The sequence below is a fragment of the Lentzea flaviverrucosa genome, assembly GCF_003350445.1.
Lineage (GTDB): Bacteria > Actinomycetota > Actinomycetes > Mycobacteriales > Pseudonocardiaceae > Lentzea > Lentzea californiensis.
Genome location: NZ_QQAU01000006.1, coordinates 55,856 through 74,879, shown reverse-complemented (window position 1 = coordinate 74,879; position 19,024 = coordinate 55,856). Strand labels below are relative to the sequence as shown.

19 protein-coding genes and 3 pseudogenes are annotated in these 19,024 nt (G+C 68.7%); 11 read left to right on the top strand and 11 right to left on the bottom strand.

From position 1 onward, the window contains the following. The first annotated feature begins 22 nt into the window (after nt 1-22). On the top strand, nt 23-1,615 hold the full coding sequence (locus DFR72_RS20060; RefSeq protein ID WP_143086814.1) for a hypothetical protein: 1,593 nt from the start codon (nt 23-25) through the stop codon (nt 1,613-1,615). 55 nt (nt 1,616-1,670) lie between these two features. On the opposite strand, the gene DFR72_RS20055 is transcribed toward DFR72_RS20060, so the two are convergent. The 3 genes from DFR72_RS20055 to DFR72_RS20045 are packed head-to-tail and all read right to left on the bottom strand — an operon-like array spanning nt 1,671 to nt 3,358. After that, nucleotides 1,671-2,552, bottom strand: a complete 882-nt coding sequence (locus DFR72_RS20055; protein ID WP_245983212.1) for an SRPBCC domain-containing protein — start codon at nt 2,550-2,552, stop codon at nt 1,671-1,673. 2 nt (nt 2,553-2,554) lie between these two features. After that, nucleotides 2,555-2,866 (bottom strand): ArsR/SmtB family transcription factor, encoded by a 312-nt coding sequence (locus tag DFR72_RS20050; RefSeq protein ID WP_089923684.1) that lies wholly within the window; start codon nt 2,864-2,866, stop codon nt 2,555-2,557. Between the two features lie 36 nt (nt 2,867-2,902). Continuing rightward, on the bottom strand, nt 2,903-3,358 hold the full coding sequence (locus DFR72_RS20045; protein ID WP_090067867.1) for a GyrI-like domain-containing protein: 456 nt from the start codon (nt 3,356-3,358) through the stop codon (nt 2,903-2,905). A gap of 75 nt (nt 3,359-3,433) precedes the next feature. Here DFR72_RS20045 and DFR72_RS20040 point away from each other — a divergent pair, with 75 nt between their 5' ends. Further along, nucleotides 3,434-4,570, top strand: a complete 1,137-nt coding sequence (locus DFR72_RS20040; protein ID WP_090068035.1) for an aminotransferase-like domain-containing protein — start codon at nt 3,434-3,436, stop codon at nt 4,568-4,570. A 767-nt stretch (nt 4,571-5,337) separates the two neighbouring features. Here the strand turns inward: DFR72_RS20040 and rnhA are convergent. From rnhA to DFR72_RS47745, 4 genes and pseudogenes are all read right to left on the bottom strand, one after another. Beyond that, a pseudogene (gene rnhA, locus DFR72_RS20035) lies at nt 5,338-5,781 on the bottom strand (ribonuclease HI); the annotation flags it as partial. Nucleotides 5,782-5,792: 11 nt separating this feature from the next. Further along, nucleotides 5,793-6,170, bottom strand: a complete 378-nt coding sequence (locus tag DFR72_RS20030) for a DUF1801 domain-containing protein (RefSeq protein WP_090067869.1) — start codon at nt 6,168-6,170, stop codon at nt 5,793-5,795. A 38-nt stretch (nt 6,171-6,208) separates the two neighbouring features. Further along, nucleotides 6,209-6,862, bottom strand: coding sequence for a hypothetical protein (locus tag DFR72_RS47005; RefSeq protein ID WP_245983209.1), 654 nt, complete (start codon nt 6,860-6,862; stop codon nt 6,209-6,211). 44 nt (nt 6,863-6,906) lie between these two features. After that, the gene (locus DFR72_RS47745; RefSeq protein ID WP_090067871.1) at nt 6,907-7,869 is read right to left on the bottom strand and encodes an amidase family protein; all 963 of its coding nucleotides are present in this window, start codon (nt 7,867-7,869) and stop codon (nt 6,907-6,909) included. 10 nt (nt 7,870-7,879) lie between these two features. On the opposite strand from DFR72_RS47745, the gene DFR72_RS20015 reads away from it, so the two are divergent. Both DFR72_RS20015 and DFR72_RS20010 read left to right on the top strand, forming a co-directional pair. Further along, the gene (locus DFR72_RS20015; protein ID WP_143086815.1) at nt 7,880-8,461 is read left to right on the top strand and encodes a DUF7711 family protein; all 582 of its coding nucleotides are present in this window, start codon (nt 7,880-7,882) and stop codon (nt 8,459-8,461) included. 48 nt (nt 8,462-8,509) lie between these two features. After that, a complete protein-coding gene (locus DFR72_RS20010) occupies nt 8,510-9,790 on the top strand; it encodes a hypothetical protein (RefSeq protein ID WP_143086816.1) in 1,281 nt (426 codons plus the stop codon). On the opposite strand, the pseudogene DFR72_RS20005 reads toward DFR72_RS20010, so the two are convergent. After that, nucleotides 9,721-9,910, bottom strand: a pseudogene (locus DFR72_RS20005) (MBL fold metallo-hydrolase); the annotation flags it as partial. The gene DFR72_RS20010 and the pseudogene DFR72_RS20005 sit on opposite strands and share 70 nt — an antisense overlap. Nucleotides 9,911-9,974: 64 nt before the next feature. On the opposite strand from DFR72_RS20005, the gene DFR72_RS20000 reads away from it, so the two are divergent. Continuing rightward, nucleotides 9,975-10,253: a type II toxin-antitoxin system Phd/YefM family antitoxin gene (locus tag DFR72_RS20000; RefSeq protein WP_089950354.1), complete on the top strand. Its 279-nt coding sequence runs from the start codon at nt 9,975-9,977 to the stop codon at nt 10,251-10,253. Next, entirely contained in the window at nt 10,216-10,650 is a 435-nt protein-coding gene (locus DFR72_RS19995; RefSeq protein WP_245983206.1) for a type II toxin-antitoxin system VapC family toxin, read from the top strand. The genes DFR72_RS20000 and DFR72_RS19995 overlap by 38 nt, the downstream gene beginning before the upstream one ends. Before the next feature lie 49 nt (nt 10,651-10,699). Here the strand turns inward: DFR72_RS19995 and DFR72_RS19990 are convergent, their stop codons facing one another. Continuing rightward, complete coding sequence (locus tag DFR72_RS19990) at nt 10,700-11,377, bottom strand: MBL fold metallo-hydrolase (RefSeq protein WP_090067879.1); 678 nt, start codon at nt 11,375-11,377, stop codon at nt 10,700-10,702. 138 nt (nt 11,378-11,515) lie between these two features. On the opposite strand from DFR72_RS19990, the pseudogene DFR72_RS46990 reads away from it, so the two are divergent. After that, nucleotides 11,516-12,475, top strand: a pseudogene (locus DFR72_RS46990) (acyltransferase family protein); the annotation flags it as partial. Nucleotides 12,476-12,522: 47 nt separating this feature from the next. Here the strand turns inward: DFR72_RS46990 and DFR72_RS19980 are convergent. Continuing rightward, nucleotides 12,523-13,275, bottom strand: a complete 753-nt coding sequence (locus tag DFR72_RS19980; protein ID WP_090067884.1) for a maleylpyruvate isomerase family mycothiol-dependent enzyme — start codon at nt 13,273-13,275, stop codon at nt 12,523-12,525. A gap of 224 nt (nt 13,276-13,499) precedes the next feature. Here DFR72_RS19980 and uvrA point away from each other — a divergent pair, with 224 nt between their 5' ends. The 3 genes from uvrA (at nt 13,500) to DFR72_RS19965 (ending at nt 17,155) form a co-directional block, all read left to right on the top strand. Next, the gene (gene uvrA / locus DFR72_RS19975; protein ID WP_090067886.1) at nt 13,500-16,379 is read left to right on the top strand and encodes an excinuclease ABC subunit UvrA; all 2,880 of its coding nucleotides are present in this window, start codon (nt 13,500-13,502) and stop codon (nt 16,377-16,379) included. Continuing rightward, nucleotides 16,379-16,558, top strand: a complete 180-nt coding sequence (locus tag DFR72_RS19970; protein WP_143086817.1) for a hypothetical protein — start codon at nt 16,379-16,381, stop codon at nt 16,556-16,558. The genes uvrA and DFR72_RS19970 overlap by 1 nt, the downstream gene beginning before the upstream one ends. Before the next feature lie 132 nt (nt 16,559-16,690). Beyond that, entirely contained in the window at nt 16,691-17,155 is a 465-nt protein-coding gene (locus DFR72_RS19965) for an SRPBCC family protein (protein ID WP_090068039.1), read from the top strand. Here DFR72_RS19965 and DFR72_RS19960 read toward each other — a convergent pair whose 3' ends face one another. Then, the gene (locus DFR72_RS19960) at nt 17,156-17,752 is read right to left on the bottom strand and encodes a TetR/AcrR family transcriptional regulator (protein ID WP_090067890.1); all 597 of its coding nucleotides are present in this window, start codon (nt 17,750-17,752) and stop codon (nt 17,156-17,158) included. Between the two features lie 75 nt (nt 17,753-17,827). On the opposite strand from DFR72_RS19960, the gene DFR72_RS19955 reads away from it, so the two are divergent. After that, entirely contained in the window at nt 17,828-18,985 is a 1,158-nt protein-coding gene (locus DFR72_RS19955; protein WP_090067892.1) for an FAD-dependent oxidoreductase, read from the top strand. Nucleotides 18,986-19,024: the final 39 nt, after the last annotated feature.

Here is a 19,024-nt window from a genome sequence, read left to right as displayed (position 1 = left end):
CGAGACGGGGGAGGTCACCGAGATGGGCATATTCGCTAGCTACAGCTGCAGCGACGGAGGGAAGATCGCGGCACCGGTGGTCGAGGTGTTGCGGGGGCACGGTTTCGACGTGCTCTGGGACGCCGATCTGAGTTCCTCTCATCCGATGTCCATCCAGGCCTGGATGGAGAACGCGGTCCGGGAGCGGATCGTCGTGGTCATCGTGTCGGACTCCTACCTGAAAGCGTTGCTGTCCAACGACTTCATGGAGCGCCTGGGCGTCCGCTACGAGCTGGGGCTGATCCGCCAGAAGCTCTACCACCACGTCGGGGCGGACAGGTGCCCGGTCGTGGTGGTCGTGCCGCCGGGGATCGAGATGAACTCGCTACCGGCTGTGCTGCAACAACTGGTGGTTCATCGGTTCGATCCGAGCACTCGCGACGGGGAGGAGGAACTGGTGCGGAGCCTCAAAGCGCTTGAGGAGGGCAGTTGCAGCCGCACGTCGCCCGCTGTGCAGGAGAGCGACGATGTGTACCGCACCCGTGCGGCGCTGAGCGGTCTGCAGGCCGAGCCGCTGTCCTCGGAGAAGGCCTACCTGCTGGCGCGAGAGCTGGTGGAGCGGGGTGCCGGTGACTTCGAACTGGTCAGGGGGTTCGAGTCGGTCGCGGCCGTGGCCAAGGCCCGCGGTGACGTCCGGCTGGTTCGGCGCCTGTCCGAGGTGTGCCTGCGGACGCTGGCGTCCGGGCCGCCGCTGAGGGGCGAGGAAGAGCTGAAGGCGAAGGTGCTCGTCGCGGGGCATGCGTGGCATCTGCTGCGTGAGCACCGTTTCAGCGAGGCGACCCTGATGGCGCAGGACGGAACTCACATCGCGGAGAAGATCCGCGATCTGAAGACGGCCGCGAGGGGGAAGCGTGCCGAAGCGAGGGTCTTCCTGCACCTCGCCGCCGAGGCGGTCGGGTACGACCGCGAGTACTACCTCGGCAAGGGCGAGCACCTGTTGATGATCGCGAAGGAGCTGTTCCGCTCGATCGGCGGACCGACCAGCGAGGAGCTCGGGGTGTGCGCCTCGCTGCACGCGGAACTGCAACTGCTCCGGTACGAGTCGACGGGATCCCCTGACGAGCTCGCCGCCGCGGTCCGGCGGGCGCACGCGGCCGAGACGGTGCTGACACCGGGGACGGAGCCGTACCACTGGCTCGCGGCGCTGCAGGCGCGCCTGTGCCTGGCCGACAAGAAGTACAACGACGGCAAGGAACTGGTCACGGCCGTCATCGCCACCGCGGACTTCCCCGAGGTGGTGGCCAAGTCCCGGCAGGTACGAGCCGACCTCCTGTTCGCCACCAGGGAGAAGACCGCGGCGCTGCGTGACCTGCTCGCCGCGGAGGAGTCGTACCGGAGGCTCGGCTGCGAGCGCGCCGCGGACACCTGCTGGTGGACGATCGCGAGGTACGACGCCTCGAAGGTGACCGACGTCCGTCTCACCGCGGCCGACCTCGACCGGCTCGAGGAACTCGCGCCGAACCCAGGGGATCGGCGGCGCGCGGTGCTGGAACACGAGTTGAGGACACCGAGACGGCTCGTTCGGCGAAGCGCCCCGGACTGGGTGTGCCTCATCGACCGCGTGCAGCACGACTGACGCCCTCGGCGCGGCCGGACCTCGGTTCGGGAACGGCCGCGCTCGTGGTGTCCGGTCAGTGGCCGGCGTAGCGCTGGGCCAGTTCCTCCTCCCGGGCCGCGGGCCACGGGCAGCGGATCTCGCCCTGAGTGGCCGCGAAGAACAGTTCCAGGTGCACGTGCCAGGCCGCGAGCGCTTCGGCGCCGTGAGCGTTCTCCTGGATGAGCGTGACCGTGGTGCCCTGCAGCGGTACGTTCTCGAACTCCCAGCGCACCCTGCCCTTCGGCTCGCCGTCCTGGAGCCACTCGTACTCCAGCACGCGCGGCGCTTCGAACCTTGTGACCTCGCCCGGCGTCAGGCCGGGGTGTGCGGCGCGCACCGGTACCGCGTCCGCGGTTCCTTCGGTGAGGACCTTCCAGACTTCGTCCAGCGGTGCCCACGCGAGGTCGCGGACGAACCGCACGCCGTCGGCCTGGTCGGTGCCCTCGTCGAGGCCGAACTTCCTGACGTAGTGCTCGATGAGCGGCAGCCACTCCGCCGGTGGCTCGTACTTCGTGCCGTCGGCGTGGGCGACCAGCGCGTCCAGGCAGGTGGTCCAGCCCGGTGCGTCGCGACCCACGGACAGCATGTTCGTGACGACCGCGGTGAAGACCAGCAGACAGCCGTCCTCGCGCGGCAGGATCTCGAAGCGCAGCACGTCGTTCAGCCAGCGGAACGCGAAGACCTTCGGCGGATCGGACTCCAGCACCTCGCCCTCGCCGCCGTCGGAGTCGACGGGTGCGTCGTCCGGGAACGTGAAGCGCATCTTCCGGCCGTCGACCTCGACCTCGGCCGGGAACCAGTGCTTCATCTCGGCCGGATCGGTGACGACCCGCCAGACCTTCTCCGGCGAGTGCCGCAGTGTGCGCTCGAAGCGCAGCACGGGCTTGCCCTCGATCATCCGCAGTTCGGCGTCCACGGTCAGTCCCCTTCGATCTCGTCGAGCCGGCGTTCCAGTGCGTCGAGGCTCTTCTCCCACATCCGCCGGTACGGCGCGAGCCAGGCGTCGATCTCCGCGAGCGGCCCCGGCGAGACCCGGTACCAGCGCTTCTGGGCGTCGGTGCGCACCTCGACGAGACCGGCCTCGCGCAACACCTTGAGGTGCTTCGAGACGGTCGGCTGGGTGAGTGTCAGCCGGTCGACGAGGTCGCCGACCGGCCGCTCGCGTTCACGCAGCAGGTCGAGGATCTCCCGGCGACTCGGATCCGCCAGCACGGCGAATGTAGATGCCATGCCAGCAATATAGCTCGATCAGCATATAACCGCCACTCAGCCCGCGAGGCGGATGGCCACCTCCGTCGTCCACCTGCTCGGGTCCGGCTCCACGGCAGGGTCGGTGAAGTACGTTTCGAGGCGCGCACCCCACGCGTCACCGTCGCGGTCGAACCGCACGGCGTGGGCGAGGAGCTGATCCGTGACGGCCGCCAGCCCGTCCGGGCCGCCCTCGTGCAGCGCGACCAGGTACTGGCCGGCGGGCAGCGTGGCCGTGAACACGTCGCCCTCGCCGGGAACCTCGGCGACGGTCGGGATGCCGGCCTCCACCTCGAACTCCTCGGCGGTCACGCGTAAATACCGCAGGAAAGGCGCTCCGGTGGCCGGTAACTCGCGATCGGCCAGCCACCGCATGACCTCCGGAAAACGGTCGGCGATCTTGCCGGACGTCTCCGCCGTCGCCGTGCCCCTGACGGCTGCGTAGGGCTGCTCCGCACGTGTCTCGATGTCCATGCCCGCAACGCTAGTCAGGACCACCGACAGAAAAGGGGAGTACGGAGTCGAGGGGCGCCGATTAACGTGAAGTTCATGCACCGCACCCTCTCCGTGGCCAGTTCCCCGGTGCGCGACCTGCTCGCGCTCACCTCGCGCCCCGAGGTCATCTCGTTCGCCGGCGGGCTGCCCGCCCCCGAACTGTTCGACCTGGACGGTGTGCGCGCCGCCTACGACCGCGCCCTGCGAGACCGCGCCGTCCTGCAATACGCGCCCACAGAAGGAGATCCGGCGCTTCGAGACCTGGTCTCGTCGCGCCTGACCGGTCGTGGACTGCCCACTTCGGACGTCCTGATCACCACCGGCTCCCAGCAGGCGCTCGCGCTGGTGGCCACCGCGATGCTCGGGCCGGGCGCGGTCGTGGCGGTCGAGGAACCGACCTATCTGGCGGCGCTGCAGTGCTTCCGGATGACCGGCGCCCGGATCGTGCCCGTCGAGAGCGACGCCGACGGCCTGGTCCCCTCGTCACTGCGGTCCGTCGTCGCCACCGAGAAACCAGGACTTCTCTACCTGGTGCCGACGTTCGCGAACCCGACCGGCCGCACCCTCTCCGCCGAACGCCGCGTGGAAATCGCGGAGATCGCCGCGGCTCACGACCTGTGGATCGTCGAGGACGACCCGTACGGCGAACTCCGCTACCGCGGCTCCGCCGTGCCCCCGCTCGCGTCGATGAGCGACAGGACCATCTACCTGGGCAGCTTCTCGAAGGTCGGCGCCCCCGGCATGCGCCTCGGCTGGCTGAGGGCCCCCGCCGACCTGCTGCGCACCCTGACGATCGTGAAGCAGGCAGCCGACCTCCACACGTCCACAGTGGACCAGGCCGCCGCCGCGGTCTACCTGGCGGACAACGACCTCGACGCCCACATCACCCGCCTGTGCGCCGAGTACGGCGCCCGCCGCGACGCGATGCTCGCCGCACTGCCCGCGACCACGCCCGCCGGCACGACGTGGAGCGACCCGGACGGCGGCATGTTCGTGTGGCTGCGGCTACCCGGAGACGCGGACAGCGCCGTGCTGCTGAAGGACGCCCTGCAGCACGACGTCGCCTTCGTGCCCGGCGCGGCCTTCTTCGCGACGACGCCGGACCACGCGACGTTGCGGCTGTCGTTCACGGCCAACACGGTGGAGGAGATCGGCGAGGGCATGGCGCGCCTGGCGAAGGTGCTGCTGTGAACCTGCACGACGATGACTGTCAGACCCCGTGAGTACGTTGAAACGCAGGGGTTCCCGATTCGGGGGTACCCCTGCGTGAGCGTGCTCGGAGTTGGAACCCACTCGTGCCTGGGTGTGGCTGCGAAGTGGCCGAGGCTGCGACGGACGGCGTGATCGCCATCGAGGTGGCTCTTGAGCCGACCGTGAAGTGCCGGCGCGCGACGTGACGGCTGTTGCCGACGGCGACGGCCGGCGGGAGCCCGTGGACCTGCGCTCTGATCGGCGCTGAGAGAGACGGATTCGGCTGTTCATCCCTGCCCGCTGCCAGCGTCGCGCGGCCTGCTTCGTGGCGAACCTGCGCGCTGCTGGTGTGCGTCGCTCACAGCACTCGGTTGGCCACGTGCTGACACGCGTGAGACAACGGATTTAGCCAAGACAAGCGCAAGTGCCCCGTTGGCACCGCAGTGTCTTGGACTCAGCGCAGGGCCGGCGGATTCCGGGAGCACGCCGGCGGCGCTACGCCGGTCCGCAGGCGCTCACCCGAACAGTTCGAGCGCGTTCTGGTGGTGGTCGCACCGGCCGCCGCCGGTCGCGACGGAGCAGGGTGTGCCCTTCTTCGTGATGGCACCGCATTGCAACGCTGGGTCGTGGACGTGGCACAGGCCGTTCGACCCCGCCGTGATCGGGCAGGGCGTGCCCTTCTTCGTGGGCGCGCCACACGGTTCGCCGCTCAGTTCGCGCGGCTGCTTGGGCTTCGCGGCTTTCTTCGGCTTCGCCTGGGGCTGCTTGACTTCGCGCCCCGTCACCTCTTCGACGCCGCGCACGGCGAGGCGGTCGGCGCGTTCGTTCTCGGGATGGCCCGCGTGGCCCTTGACCCAGTGCCACTCGACCTCGTGCGGGCCGGCGGCTTCCTCCAGGCGGCGCCACAGGTCGGAGTTCTTGACCGGCTCGCGGGCCTTCGTGAGCCAGCCGTTCGACTTCCAGCCGTGCACCCACGACGTGATGCCGTTCCGGACATAAGTGCTGTCCGTGTACAGGTTCACGGTGGACGGACGCGTGAGGCTCTCCAACGCCATGATGGGCGCCATCAGTTCCATGCGGTTGTTCGTCGTCGGGCCGATGTCACCGCCGTACATGTCCTTCTCGTGCGCGCCGTAACGCAGCACGGCACCCCAGCCACCCGGCCCGGGATTGGGGCTGCACGCACCGTCGGTGTAGATCTCGACCTCCATGCGGCATGAGGCTACCGACGCGGTCCGGCACCCTTGCGCCTGCGGTTGTTCGCGATGATGCACCGGAACATCTCGACGAGCGCCGGCGCGTTGATCGGCTGGTCGCGGTACACGGAGATCATGCGCGCGGTCTTGTTGCCGTGGCCGCTCGTGATGATGTCGTGCGGGTCCGGCACGCTCGCCTTGTCGTAGAGCATCACGTTCACGTGGTCCTTGGTGCCGAGCAACGCGCACACGTTGCCGTCCAGCACGAAGTACGGCCGGTCGGTGAACTTGATCGTCTCCTCGACGTCCGGGTCGGCCTCGTGCACGAGCCTGCGCACCTCGTGGCAGACGTCCTGCTGCCAGTCCGGCAGCCCGGCGATGTAGTCGTCAACACGTGTGTCCATAGCCCTGTGTCGCAGCCTCTCGCCGTTTCTCGACATGGTCAGCGCGGCAGCCAACTCGCCATGTCCGCCATGGCGTCCAGTGTCTCCCCGCTCACCTGCCCGGACGCGGACTCGGTCTCCGCGATCACGACCGTGCTGCCGTCCGTCCGGGACGAGTAGTTCAGCCCGGAGAACCGGATGTCCGCCAGGCCGAGCAACGGGGTGGCGAGCGGGCTGATGTCGCCGGTGCCGTGCACGTCGATCAGCTTCTTGAACTCTCCCGCGTCGCGCCGGTTCCGGAAGCCGACCCACGCCACGGACACCACCGCGACGTTGCCCCGGTCGTCCCCGACGGCGAAGAGCGTCCGGTCGAGCGACTTGCAAGGATTGCGGACGAAGTGGTCCCGCACCTGGCCGAACGAATGCGACACGCACTCCAGCGCGGGTGTGGCCGTGCGCTTGAGCGTCCGCATGTTCAGCTGACGCCACGCGCCATCCGCGTCGCCGTTGCGGGCGGACTTCCTGCCCTCCGACTTCGCCCTGGTCAGGTTCAGCCCGGCCGAGTCGGCAACGGTCGTGGACGCGCCGCCACCGAGCGACAGGCCGCCGCCGGCGGTGAGCGACACCGCCAGCACTCCGGCCGCCACCACCGCTCCGGCCTTGCCCGATCCCGGATCCGATCCGCCTCCGGGCCCACCGATTCTGCGCGCCATTCGTGTCCCCCTTCAGGGCGACGAGGACACCGCGCGGACCATGATCAGCGAGGTGGATTGGGGCCAAAGCACTCGATCGGGTGATTCCGCAGAACGGCGCGGGCGGCGGCGACCAGGTCCGCTTCCCGGCCGTGCCGCGCCACGGCCTGCAGCCCGACCGGCAGGCCGCACGGGTCGAACCCCGCCGGGATGCTGATCGCCGGATGCCCGCTGAGGTTGAACGCCCACGTCAGTGCCGTGTTGACGCGCGAACCCGGGCCGTCGTGGCCGTGCGGCGGGCCGGGGGTGGTCGGCGTGAGCAGCAGGTCCGTGGTCTCGAACAACGAGTCCAGCGCCGGGTTCGGGCCGCAGCGGCCCGCGAACCAGTCGGAGGCGGGGTCCTCGAGCAACAGCGAGACGGGGCGTGGGCGCAGGGCGGCGGCCGCCTGCCAGGCGATCGAGGCCTGCTCGTCGTCGACCTCGGCGAAGCCCAGGTCCGTGGACCAGACGGCGGAAGGCGTGCTGACCTCGGTGATGCCTAGGTAGGTCGCGAGCAGGGACGGGTCGCGGGTGAAGACGCCCACCGCGGCCCGTTCGGCCGCGGTGGTCTTCAGGCCGAGGACGCCGCACCACGCGGCCGGGATGCGGATCGAGCCCGCGCCGTCCACTCCGGTGGCCAGCGGCACGATGCCGGACGCCACCGCGACGGCCGAACCCGCCGACGAACCGCCCGGTGTGCGGTCCAGGTTCCATGGGTTGCGTGTGAGGCCGCGAGAGTTGCGGCCCCACGTCTGCCACGGGGTGCTGCCATCGGGCGTGGTGGTCAGTCCGATCGGTACGCAACCCATGGCCACCAACGCTTCCCGGTGGCTTCGGCGTTCGCCCCGCTTCACCGCGATGGGCATGCCCGCGAACGGCAACGAGGGGTCGACCTCGAGAGAGGGTGTGCGGAAGACCTCGTGGAACGCACACAGCGTGGGTTCCACCGAAGCCAGCCGTGCCATCGCCTCGGCCACGCGGTCAGGCATGATCCACCCCGTGAAATGGTCTCGCGCTGTGCACCACCTGGCCGAACTCGCCGAGAAGTGCGGTGAGCTGCCGACCTCGTTCTTCCGGTTCCAGGTGGTCGAGGTGTGGGTCTTCGGCGCGCTGCTCGACGTTCCCCGGGACATCGACGCCATCGAGGTCGCGCTGGTCACGGACCTGCCGGTCGAGGAGGTGCCGTGGATGAGCGAACCGGTCGGTGCCGAGCACTGGGCGAACTCGACGCGGCTGTCGCGCAACCCGTTCGAGGCGCGCTGGCGGTCGAAGGACGCTCCGGTGTGGAACCACCGCATCGAACGGCCCGCGCTGGTCTGGAGCGCCGCGGACGGCATGAACGAGGAAGCGCTCGTGGCGGTCAGCGACGGCACGGGCGAGCTGGTGCGCCTGGCCGCGCCGTCGGAGGAGGACCTGCGCCAGCGCGTCCAGGACGAGTTCGCGATCAGCCTCAGGGCGTTGCGGCGCGAGAACCAGGCCTACACCGACCACCGCTGGAGCCCCGGCAAGCTCACGCCGTACTCCGACGCCCTGTGGCGCGCGACCACCGGATACCTGGACCTGCTCGACGTGGTCAACTGACGCCGAAACCACCACGGGCGGGTCGTGCGCCGCGCTAGTTTGCGCGCCGTGCGGACCAATCGATGGCTCTGGGGCCCTGCGGCGCTGGCGCTCCTCGCGCTTTTCACCGTCAGCGACTACGCCCTGCTGTCGACGCACGGAGCGCATTTCGGCGTCAGCAAGTACTCCGTCGCGACACTGGGCCTCCCGGCGCTGGCGGTGATCGCCGGCGTGTGGCTGACGAGGCACTGGCAGTGGCTGCTCGTGGCAGGCACCGCCGGCGCGCTGGTCGCCTCGGTGGAGTCGCAGGTGCACTTCTTCAGTCTGCGGCCGGGCACCTCGAGCATCATCGGCTCGCTCGGCGCCGCCGGTGCGGTGCTGATCATCATCGGCGTGCTGGCCGTCACCCGCGACGCCGCGATGGCCGCGACCGTGGTCGGCGTCCAGGTGCTGGCCACGCTGTTCCGCGGCATGGACTGGCTGGACAGCACGATTCCCCCGATGGCCGTCGTGTTCGCGCTGGCGGGACTGGGTGTGCTCGGCGCCGCCCTCGCGGTCCACGCCGTGCGCACGGGCAAGGCGCCACGATCCGAACCCGTCCGCCGTCGCGCCGCGATCGCGGGAACGGCGGCGGCGCTGTTGCCGCTCGTGCTCCTCGGAGCCGGGATCCTGCTGCAGCAGGCACTGGTGCTGCCGCTGGTGCGAGCGAGCGCGGGCTTGGCACTGCTGCTCTGCACCGCCGGCCTGACGCTCGCCCTGGGCAGGGGAGCGTTCCTCAGGACCGTGACCGCCGGCTTCGTCCTGCTCGCCGTGGCAGCGCCCCTCAACTTCGGGCTCTACTTCTCCGCCAGCCAGTTCAGCACGTACGCACCGGCCGCCGTGGTCGGCCTGGGCGCCGGGGTCCTCGCCGCGCAGCTCGGCCGGTCCGCCGTGACCGGTGCCGTCGCCTGCGCCGCACTCGCCGCCGTCATGGGCCTGGTCGTCGAGGTCACCGGCACGCACGCCGACATGACCCACAGCACGCTCGGTTCGCTGATCATCGCGCTGGGCGTGCTGGCCGTGACCTCCGCCGTCGCCGCGGCCACCCAGGCACTCGTGGACCTCCGCGCGCTGCCCGTAGCGCTCGGGCCGTTGCTGATCGCCTTCGCGCTGGCCTTCCGCCAGCTGATCCAGCCGTGGCTCGCCTACGAGAAGAGCACGACCCAGTTCCCCGAGCAGTACTACGGCTCGTTGTGGGTCGTGCTGCTCGTGCTCGCCGCGTCGGCCCTGCTCGCGGGCCTCTACCAGCCGCGCGAACGCCACTCCGGGAGCGAGGGACGGTCCTTGCCGAGCGTCGAGTCGTCGCCGTGACCGGGGTAGAACCACGTCTCGTCGGGCAGCACCGCGAACACCCGGTCCTCGACGTCGTTGATCAGCGACGCGAAGTTGTCGGCGGACGTGGTCTTCCCACACCCTCGGAAAGAGTGAATCACGCGAGCGGTGAACACATACAGCCTGTGTAGCCTCACGTGCTACATGGGGCTACACTTGGTTCGTGAAGGTCATCAGTCAGCGGGAGTTCCGCAACCACTCCGCCGCGGTCATGGACGCGGTGGAGGCGGGCGAGACGTACCACGTGACGCGGAATGGTGTTGAGGTCGCCGAACTTCGGCCCTTGCCTCGTCGCCGTCGACTGACGGCCGAGGAGCTTGTCGAACGACACAGGACCCTGCCCCAGGTCGACCACGTCCGCATGCGCCAGGAAGCCGATGAGTTCTTCGGCGACGAGGACCGCGTTGGCGACTTCGATCCGTGGGAGCGCAGCCGTGGCTGAACGTCCTGAATCCGGGGTGCTCGACACGTGCGCCTACATCGACCTCGGTCTTCTGGACCCGGCCAGGCTGCCGGAGATACCTGAACTCACCGCGGTCACGATGGCCGAGTTGCATCAGGGTGTGGTGATGGCCAAGGACGCGGCGTCCAGGGCCGCGCGCACTGAGAAGCTCGGAGCGGCGATAGTGGACTTCGAACCACTGCCCTTCGACGGTCAGGCAGCCGCCCGATACGGCACGTTGGTCGCGCTCACAACGGCGGCGAACCGCAATCCGAAGCCTCGGCGAATGGATCTGATGATCGCCGCTGTCGCGTCATCGCGTGGATTGCCGCTTTACACGCGAAATGCCGAGGACTTCAAAGGGCTCGACGGCATGGTCACGATCATCGAGGTCTGATCGAGGCTGTCGGGGAGCCCGCGTTGGCGGACTCCCCGTCCGGCCATGGTCACCAGCCGCGCGAACGCCACTCCGGGAGCGAGGGACGTTCCTTGCCGAGCGTCGAGTCGTCGCCGTGACCGGGGTAGAACCACGTGTCGTCGGGCAGCACCGCGAACACCCGGTCCTCGACGTCGTTGATCAGCGACGCGAAGTTGTCGGCGGACGTGGTCTTTCCCACACCCCCCGGAAAGAGTGAATCTCCGGTGAAGAGGTGCGGGTGGCCGTCCGGGTCGTCGTAGACGACGGCGATGGAGCCCGGTGTGTGGCCGCGCAGGTGGATGATCGAAAGCGGGACTTCTCCCACGTTGATGGTGTCGCCGTGCTCCACGAGGGTGTCCGGCGGGACGGGGAGGACGGAGGCGTCCAGTTCGTGGGCGACGGTGTTCGAGCCGTGGGCGCCGGCCAGTGCTCCGAGTGCCTGCCAGTGATCGGCGTGCTGGTGCGTGGTCACGATCGTGCGCAGTCTCGGGCGGTCCGGGAGGAAGCCCAGAAGGTCCGACAGGCGCTCGTGGTCGTTCGCCGCGTCGATGAGCAACGCTTCGTTCGTGGACCGGCAAACGAGCAGGTAGGCGTTGTTGTCCATCGGACCGACGGAGATCTTCGTGATGGTCAGCGCGGCCAGGGTGCGGCGGGCCGCCGGGCCTTCTGGATCGACGTGACCGGTGTAGTTCTCGTGTACGTCCACGGTGGCAGACGGTAGTCGTTCGAAGCGGTGCAGCGCACACCTTCAGGTTGCATACAGGTTGCACTCATAGGGTAAGTAAAGGTCAACACCTAGTCGCCGCTTACCCCGAAAGCACCAACGAACAGGTCCCCGCCTCTCGTGATTCCAGAGCAACGGCAGAAGCCCCGGACGGACCGCAGGGTCAGCTGGGACGTTCTCCGCGTCGTCGCCATCGGGTGCGTGCTGCTCCACCACGCCACGCTCACGAGCGTCAGCAGCCATCCCGATCTCGGGCCGTTGCCGTTCACCTTCCCGATGTCGATGGGCGCCAGCACGTTGATGGTCGTCTCGGCTTTCTTCGCCTGCGTGTCGCTCGACAGCGGCAAGCCAGGGCGGTTCCTGTGGAGAAGACTCGCCAGACTGCTGCCCGCGTACATGGCGGCGGTGCTGCTCACGTTCGCGGTGCAGAGGTGGATCGCGCCGGAGGGGTGGAGTCAGCTCGACGGCAGAGACGTCGTCTACAACCTGTTGCTGATCAACCAGTGGATGCCGGACGTCGACATCGTCGACTTCGCCTACTGGACGGTGCCGGTGCAGATCGCGGCGTTCATCGCCGGCGCCCTGCTCGTGAAGCGACTGAGAGGCACGAGGCTCCGTGTCTTCCTGTGGGCGCTCATCGTCACGCCCCTGCTGCTCAGGCCGTTGCTGGACCACTCGCACACGTTGTTCGTGGTCTACAACGGCTTCGCGCTGCACAGGGCGCAGCTGTTCGCGGCCGGGATCGCGATCTGGCTGTGGCACAAGGACAGGCTGAAGACGCCGCACCTCGTCGCGCTCCTGACGGCCACGCTGGTCGCGCAGGCGGTGCACACGACCGAGTACGGATCGACGCTCGGCTTCGCGGTGCTGCTGCTCATGGTGTGCGCGGCGGCCGCAGGGCCCGACTGGCTGTTCTTCAGCCCGATCGCGCGGCCCGTCACGTGGCTCGCGGGCATCTCGTACGGGGTCTACCTCGTGCACCAGCAGATCGGCACCGTGGTGATGGACCGCATGCACGCCGTTGGGCTGCGGTCCTGGTGGCTCCTCGCCGGCTTCGTCACCTCGGCGCTGGTGCTCGGCTGGGCGATGACGAAGTTCGTCGAACGCCCCGCCTACAAGCTGCTCACTCAGATCCAGTCGGGCAGGTCCGGCAGTTCTCCGCGCAGGTCGGAGCCGTCGGTCCTGCCGGTCAGCCACCCCAGGACGGCGCTGGCGGACCCGCTCACCGAGCTGCGGCTCGCCGGGCCGTTGAGCGCCCAGCTGCGCTGACTGCCGTCGGGCAGGGTCACCTCGATGCCGAACGGGTCGACCCTGCCCTCGAACTGCTTCACCGCGTCGTCGAGGAACTCCTCGACGAAGTCGGCGGGCAGGTCGGCGAACCCGACGCCCGCGTCGAGGTCGATCAGGTGGATCCAGATCTCGCGCAGGCGGAACAACGGCACCGTGGACGCCGTGATCGTCTGGCCCTTGGGCGCGGTGACCTCCGAACGCCACGCGTGCGCCGGGAACTCGCGGCACGCGGCGTCGAACCGCTGGCAGGCGGAGTCCAGGTCGGCGCGGATTACCTGCAGAAGCCGGTGGGAACCCTCTTCGATGTCGGCGTCGCGATCCGCACGCGACGCGTAGGCCTGGTGCTCGACCCCGGTCTTCGCCCATGTGAGCAGGTTCACCAGCGCGTCGGCGTTGCGCGCGAGGTGGGTGAGGACGTGTCCGCGGGTCCAGCCGGGCAGCAGGCTCTGGCCGCGCACGGCGGCCTCGTCCAGCTCCTCGACGACCTCGTACAGCACGTCCGTCGCCTCGCGCACCGCGGTGATGTGCCGGTCTGGCACCCCTCGCGGTGCAGGTACGGACGTGTGCTGCGTGGACGGCGTGTAGGTCATGTGCTGCCTCTCCCCGACGTTGAGGCTCTGATCGAAGTGACCAGACTATGAGTAAAGCCAGCTCAGGGGAATGCGATAGCCGTCGGAACCGTTTTTGTCAGGGGTCAGCCCTAGCATGGTCGGCGGGTCGGTCGCAGCCTCCGAACCGATGCTAGTACTCTTCGAACGCTTGTTCGGGAGAGTGTGGCGTGAGTGACCCGCCAATCGCAGCCGAAGGGACCCCAGTGGCAGACCGTCTTGTTGTTCGCGGCGCCCGCGAGCACAACCTGCGCGGCGTGGATATCGACCTGCCGCGGGACAGCCTGATCGTCTTCACGGGGCTGTCCGGCTCCGGCAAGTCGAGCCTGGCTTTCGACACGATCTTCGCCGAGGGGCAGCGCCGCTACGTCGAGTCGCTCTCGGCCTACGCGCGCCAGTTCCTCGGGCAGATGGACAAACCCGACGTCGACTTCATCGAGGGCCTCTCGCCCGCGGTCTCGATCGACCAGAAGTCCACGAGCCGCAACCCGCGCTCGACCGTGGGCACGATCACCGAGGTCTACGACTACCTGCGCCTGCTGTACGCCCGCGCCGGCAAGCCGCACTGCCCGCAGTGCGGCGAGGCGATCGGCAAGCAGACGCCGCAGGAGATCGTCGACCAGGTGCTCGCGATGGAGCAGGGCATCAAGTTCCAGGTGCTCGCGCCGGTCATCCGCGGCCGCAAGGGCGAGTACGTCGACCTGTTCCAGAACCTGCAGACGCAGGGCTACTCGCGCGCGAAGGTCGACGGTGTCGTCTACGCGCTCGCCGAGGTGCCCAAGCTCAAGAAGCAGGAGAAGCACCACATCGCGGTCGTCATCGACCGCCTGAGCGTCAAGTCCTCGTCCAAGCAGCGCCTCACCGACTCGGTGGAGACGGCGTTGCGGCTCGCGGACGGCCTGGTCGAGCTCGAGTTCGTCGACCTCCCGGAGACGGACCCGAAGCGGATCAGGGGCTTCTCCGAGAACCTGGCGTGCCCGAACGGCCACCCGCTCGCGATCGAGGACCTGGAGCCGAGGTCGTTCTCCTTCAACTCGCCGTACGGCGCGTGCGTGGTCTGCACGGGCATCGGCGTGCGCAAGGAGGTCGACCCGGAGCTCGTGGTCACGGACGACGAGCTGACCCTCGAAGAGGGTGCGATCGCGCCGTGGGCCGGTGGGCAGACGGCGGAGTACTTCACCCGGCTGCTGCAGTCGCTCGGCGAGACCATCGGCTACCGGATGGACACGCAGTGGCGGCACCTGCCGGCCAAGGCGCAGAAGGCGATCCTGCACGGCATCGACGAGCAGGTGCACGTCCGCTACAAGAACCGCTACGGCCGTGAGCGCTCCTACTACGCCAACTACGAAGGCGTGATCCCGTTCCTCGAACGGCGTCAGGAGCAGACCGAGTCCGACTACATGCGGGAGAAGTACGAGGGCTACATGCGCGAGGTCCCGTGCCCCGCGTGTGCCGGTACCCGCCTCAAGCCCGAGATCCTCGCCGTCACGCTGCACCACGGCAAGAAGGGCGACAGGTCCATCGCCGAGGTCTGCGCGATGAGCGTGGCGGAGTGCTCCGACTTCCTCGACGGCCTCAAGCTCGGCAAGCGCGAGTCGATGATCGCGGGCGCGGTGCTCAAGGAGATCCAGGCCCGCCTGCACTTCCTGCTCGACGTCGGCCTCGACTACCTCTCGCTCGACCGCGCGTCCGGCACCCTGTCCGGCGGCGAGGCGCAGCGCATCCGGCTCGCCACGCAGATCGGGTCCGGCCTCGTCGGCGTGCTGTACGTGCTGGACGAGCCGTCGATCGGCCTGCACCAGCGCGACAACCACCGGCTGATCGAGACGCTGACGAGGCTGCGCGACCTCGGCAACACGCTGATCGTCGTCGAGCACGACGAGGACACGATCCGCGCGTCGGACTGGGTGGTCGACATCGGCCCCGGCGCCGGTGAGCACGGCGGCAAGGTCGTGCACAGCGGCCCGTACAAGAAGCTGCTCACGAACAAGGAGTCGATGACCGGCGCGTACCTGTCGGGCCGCAAGTCGATCCCGATGCCCGCGAAGCGCCGCAAGATCGACAAGAAGCGCCAGCTCACGGTCGTCGGCGCGCGCGAGCACAACCTGCGCGGCATCGACGTGTCGTTCCCCCTCGGCACCCTCACCGCGGTGACGGGTGTGTCCGGCTCGGGCAAGTCGACGCTGGTCAACGACATCCTGGCCACGGTGCTCGCGAACAAGCTCAACGGCGCGCGCCAGGTGCCGGGCCGCCACACCCGCATCAACGGCCTGAACGAGGTCGACAAGCTGGTGCGCGTCGACCAGTCGCCGATCGGCCGCACCCCGCGGTCGAACCCGGCCACCTACACCGGTGTGTTCGACCACGTCCGCAAGCTGTTCGCGGCGACCACCGAGGCGAAGGTCCGCGGCTACCAGCCGGGCCGCTTCTCGTTCAACGTCAAGGGCGGCCGCTGCGAGGCGTGCGCCGGCGACGGCACGATCAAGATCGAGATGAACTTCCTCCCGGACGTCTACGTCCCCTGCGAGGTCTGCAAGGGCGCGCGGTACAACCGCGAGACGCTGGAAGTGCACTACAAGGGCAAGACGATCTCCGAAGTCCTCGACATGCCGATCGAGGAAGCGGCCACGTTCTTCGAGCCGATCAACGCCATCCACCGCCACCTGCGCACGCTGGTGGACGTGGGTCTCGGCTACGTGCGGCTGGGCCAGCCGGCGCCGACCCTGTCCGGCGGTGAGGCGCAACGCGTGAAGCTCGCGTCGGAGCTGCAGAAGCGTTCGACGGGCAAGACGGTCTACATCCTCGACGAGCCCACGACGGGCCTGCACTTCGAGGACATCCGCAAGCTGCTGGGCGTGATCAACGGCCTGGTGGACAAGGGCAACAGCGTCATCGTCATCGAGCACAACCTCGACGTCATCAAGACGTCCGACTGGATCGTCGACATGGGTCCCGAAGGGGGCTCCGGCGGCGGTATGGTCGTAGCAGAGGGCACGCCCGAGCAGGTCTCGCAGGTCGAGAAGAGCTACACGGGGCAGTTCTTGCTGCAGGTGCTCGAAAATGAGGAGGTGTCGGCAGCAGGGTGATGATCCCACTCGATGCGCTGGCCCACCGCGAGCGCGCTCTTCAGGCGTCGCGCGGCGAGCCCACGGCGTACCCCTTCAGCCTCGTTGAGGTGCTCGACTCGTCGGAGCTGGCACTCCGCCGCGTCGCGGCTGTCGGTTGGTTGCGGGCCCTGGAACGGCTTCCTCATCTAGTCGACTAGTGAACTCCTGCGGCCTAGTGAGGCGGTGGAGTCTCACTAGAGCCGTAGTACAGCCGGTGAGGAATTACCGGTCTGCTGTGAGATGTGTCCAGGAGCTGTCACTCGGACGAGGTATCCGGGATGATGGCGGCCGTGTCACTGAACCGCTATCGCTTCCGCAGCGTGTGGCACGTCGACGCGTCCCCGGCTGATGTGTACGAGGTGCTGTCCGACATCGCGAACTACCCGCTGTGGTGGCACGAGGTCCGGAGAGCCACGAAGATCGACGACGAGACCGGCGAGCTCAGGTGCCGGTCGTTCCTGCCGTTCGACCTGGTCGTGCAGGTCAAGCACAGCATTCGCAACCAGCAGGCGGGTCTGCTGCGGGCCACGTTGTCCGGTGATCTCGAAGGCTATGCGAGCTGGGAGATCATCGGCCGCGACGGCGGCACCGACCTCGTGTTCGACCAGGAGGTCGTGGTCAACAAGGCGTTGTTGCGGCGCCTGGTGCTCATCGCCAAGCCGTTCTTCCGCGGCAACCACGACATGATGATGCGCGGCGGCTTCAAGGGCCTGAAGCAGGTCCTCGAAGCGAAGGCCGCGAGCCGCGAGTCCTGATCAGGCCCGGCCGGACAGGTGCCGCACCAACAACCTCAGCTGTTCCGCGTACTTCGTGGCGAACTCGGGCGTGGCCGGGTCCTCACCGTAGATCTGGCCGGCGGTCTGCCGCAGCGTCAACGGGGCTGAGGCTGCCGCCATCAGGGCCAGCAGCAGGAACGCGGGGTCGATCCCGGCGGGGAGTTCGCCGGCGGCCTGACGGGCCCGCATCTCCTCCACCTGGCCGCGGAAGAACTCCTCGTCGGTCGGCGGGCTGTCGCCTGCCAGGTTCGCCCACGCCCACATGCGGCCGTGGTCGGTGAGCGTGGTCATGACGAACCCCGCCACCACCTCGTCCAGCGCCTGCTGGCGGCCCGCGAGCTCGGCGGCGGAGGAGTGCCAGCTCGTGGCGAGCTCCTTGTAGATGCCTTCCTTGCCGCCGAAGTAGTACGAGATCAGCTGCTTGTTCACGCCCGCCCGCGCCGCGATGTCCGTCGTGCGCGTGGCCGCGTAACCCTTCGCGCCGAACTCCGCCGCGGCCGCCTCCAGGAGCAGCGCCCGCGTGCGTTCGGGGTCGCGCTTGCGTTCCGAGGCGGCGGGAGAGCGGCGTTGATCCACGGCGACACGGTAGCCGACGGACTGTTTTCAACCAACGGGTTGACTTAATCAACCAAGCGGTTGAAACTCGGCGGCATGAGAATCGCAGTGGTAGGTGGGGGAATCGGCGGGCTGTGCCTGGCGCACGGGTTGCGCAGGGCCGGCGTGGACGTGGCGGTGTACGAGCGCGACCTCTCGCGCACGGACCGCCTGCAGGGGTACCGGGTGCACATCAACCCGCACGGTGCCGCTGCCCTGAGAGAGTGCTTGCCCGCGGCGAGCTGGGAGCGGTTCGAGCGGAGCGCGGGAACGGACGGCAACGGGTTCGGGTTCCTGACCGAGCAGCTCCAGCCGCTGCTGGTGCTCGACCCGGACGAGGAGAGGCACTACTCGGCCAGCCGGATCACGCTCCGGCAGGTGCTGCTCGACGGGCTGGACGTGCGGTTCGGCAAGCGGTTCGAGCGCTACGAGCAGGGCGACGACATCAAGCTGCACTTCGAGGACGGCACGGCTGAGTCGTGCGACGTGCTGGTCGGCGCGGACGGCATCCGGTCGCGGGTGCGCGCGCAGTACCTGCCGCACGCGGGCACGGAGAAGATCGGTGTCACGGCGATCGCGGGCAAGCTGTTCCTCGACGACAACGACTGGGTGCCGCGGGAGCTGGTCGACAGGGCCAACACGGTCGTCCCGACGTCCCGCGCGGGCATGTTCCTGGCCGCGCACGACGGGCTCGGCGTCACCGACGACGACGATCTGTTGTTCGACAACGTGCGTCCCTACCTGATGTGGGCCTATGCGGCCGCGGATCTGACCGTCCACGATGGACAGGACCTGCAACGCGAGGTGCTCGCCAGGATCGCGGGGTGGAGCCCCGAGCTGACCCGGATCGTCGCGACCTCACCGGCCGAGACGATCAGCGAGTGGCGCATCCGGTCGTCCAGGCCGGTCGAACGCTGGCAGCCGACGAACGTCACGTTGCTCGGCGACGCCGTCCACGCGATGACGCCGATGAGGGGAATCGGGGCGAACATCGCGCTCAGGGACGCACAACTGCTGACGCGGTGCATCGCCGAAGGTGGTGACGCCATCGCCAGGTACGAGGAGGAGATGTACGACTACGGCTTCGCGGCCGTGCGCGACTCGCTCAAAGCCGCCCGCCGGTTCGCCGATGGTGGCCCTGTCGCACGGACGATCTTCAGGACCGTGCTCAGGACCGCGAGCGCCGTGCCCGTGTTGAAGCGCGCGATGTTCTGAAAATCAGTTTGAACCGTTCTGGCCTTCTCTGCGTGTGAT

What these genes read in the sequence shown, in the direction of transcription:
- DFR72_RS20060 (WP_143086814.1), top strand. Translation starts at nt 23, where the DNA reads ATGGGCATATTCGCTAGCTACAGCTGCAGCGACGGAGGGAAGATCGCG.
- DFR72_RS20050 (WP_089923684.1), bottom strand. Translation starts at nt 2,866, where the DNA reads ATGGCATCTACATTCGCCGTGCTGGCGGATCCGAGTCGCCGGGAGATC.
- DFR72_RS20045 (WP_090067867.1), bottom strand. Translation starts at nt 3,358, where the DNA reads ATGGACATCGAGACACGTGCGGAGCAGCCCTACGCAGCCGTCAGGGGC.
- DFR72_RS20040 (WP_090068035.1), top strand. Translation starts at nt 3,434, where the DNA reads ATGCACCGCACCCTCTCCGTGGCCAGTTCCCCGGTGCGCGACCTGCTC.
- DFR72_RS20030 (WP_090067869.1), bottom strand. Translation starts at nt 6,170, where the DNA reads ATGGACACACGTGTTGACGACTACATCGCCGGGCTGCCGGACTGGCAG.
- DFR72_RS47005 (WP_245983209.1), bottom strand. Translation starts at nt 6,862, where the DNA reads ATGGCGCGCAGAATCGGTGGGCCCGGAGGCGGATCGGATCCGGGATCG.
- DFR72_RS47745 (WP_090067871.1), bottom strand. Translation starts at nt 7,869, where the DNA reads ATGCCTGACCGCGTGGCCGAGGCGATGGCACGGCTGGCTTCGGTGGAA.
- DFR72_RS19980 (WP_090067884.1), bottom strand. Translation starts at nt 13,275, where the DNA reads ATGACCTACACGCCGTCCACGCAGCACACGTCCGTACCTGCACCGCGA.
- DFR72_RS19970 (WP_143086817.1), top strand. Translation starts at nt 16,379, where the DNA reads ATGATCCCACTCGATGCGCTGGCCCACCGCGAGCGCGCTCTTCAGGCG.
- DFR72_RS19955 (WP_090067892.1), top strand. Translation starts at nt 17,828, where the DNA reads ATGAGAATCGCAGTGGTAGGTGGGGGAATCGGCGGGCTGTGCCTGGCG.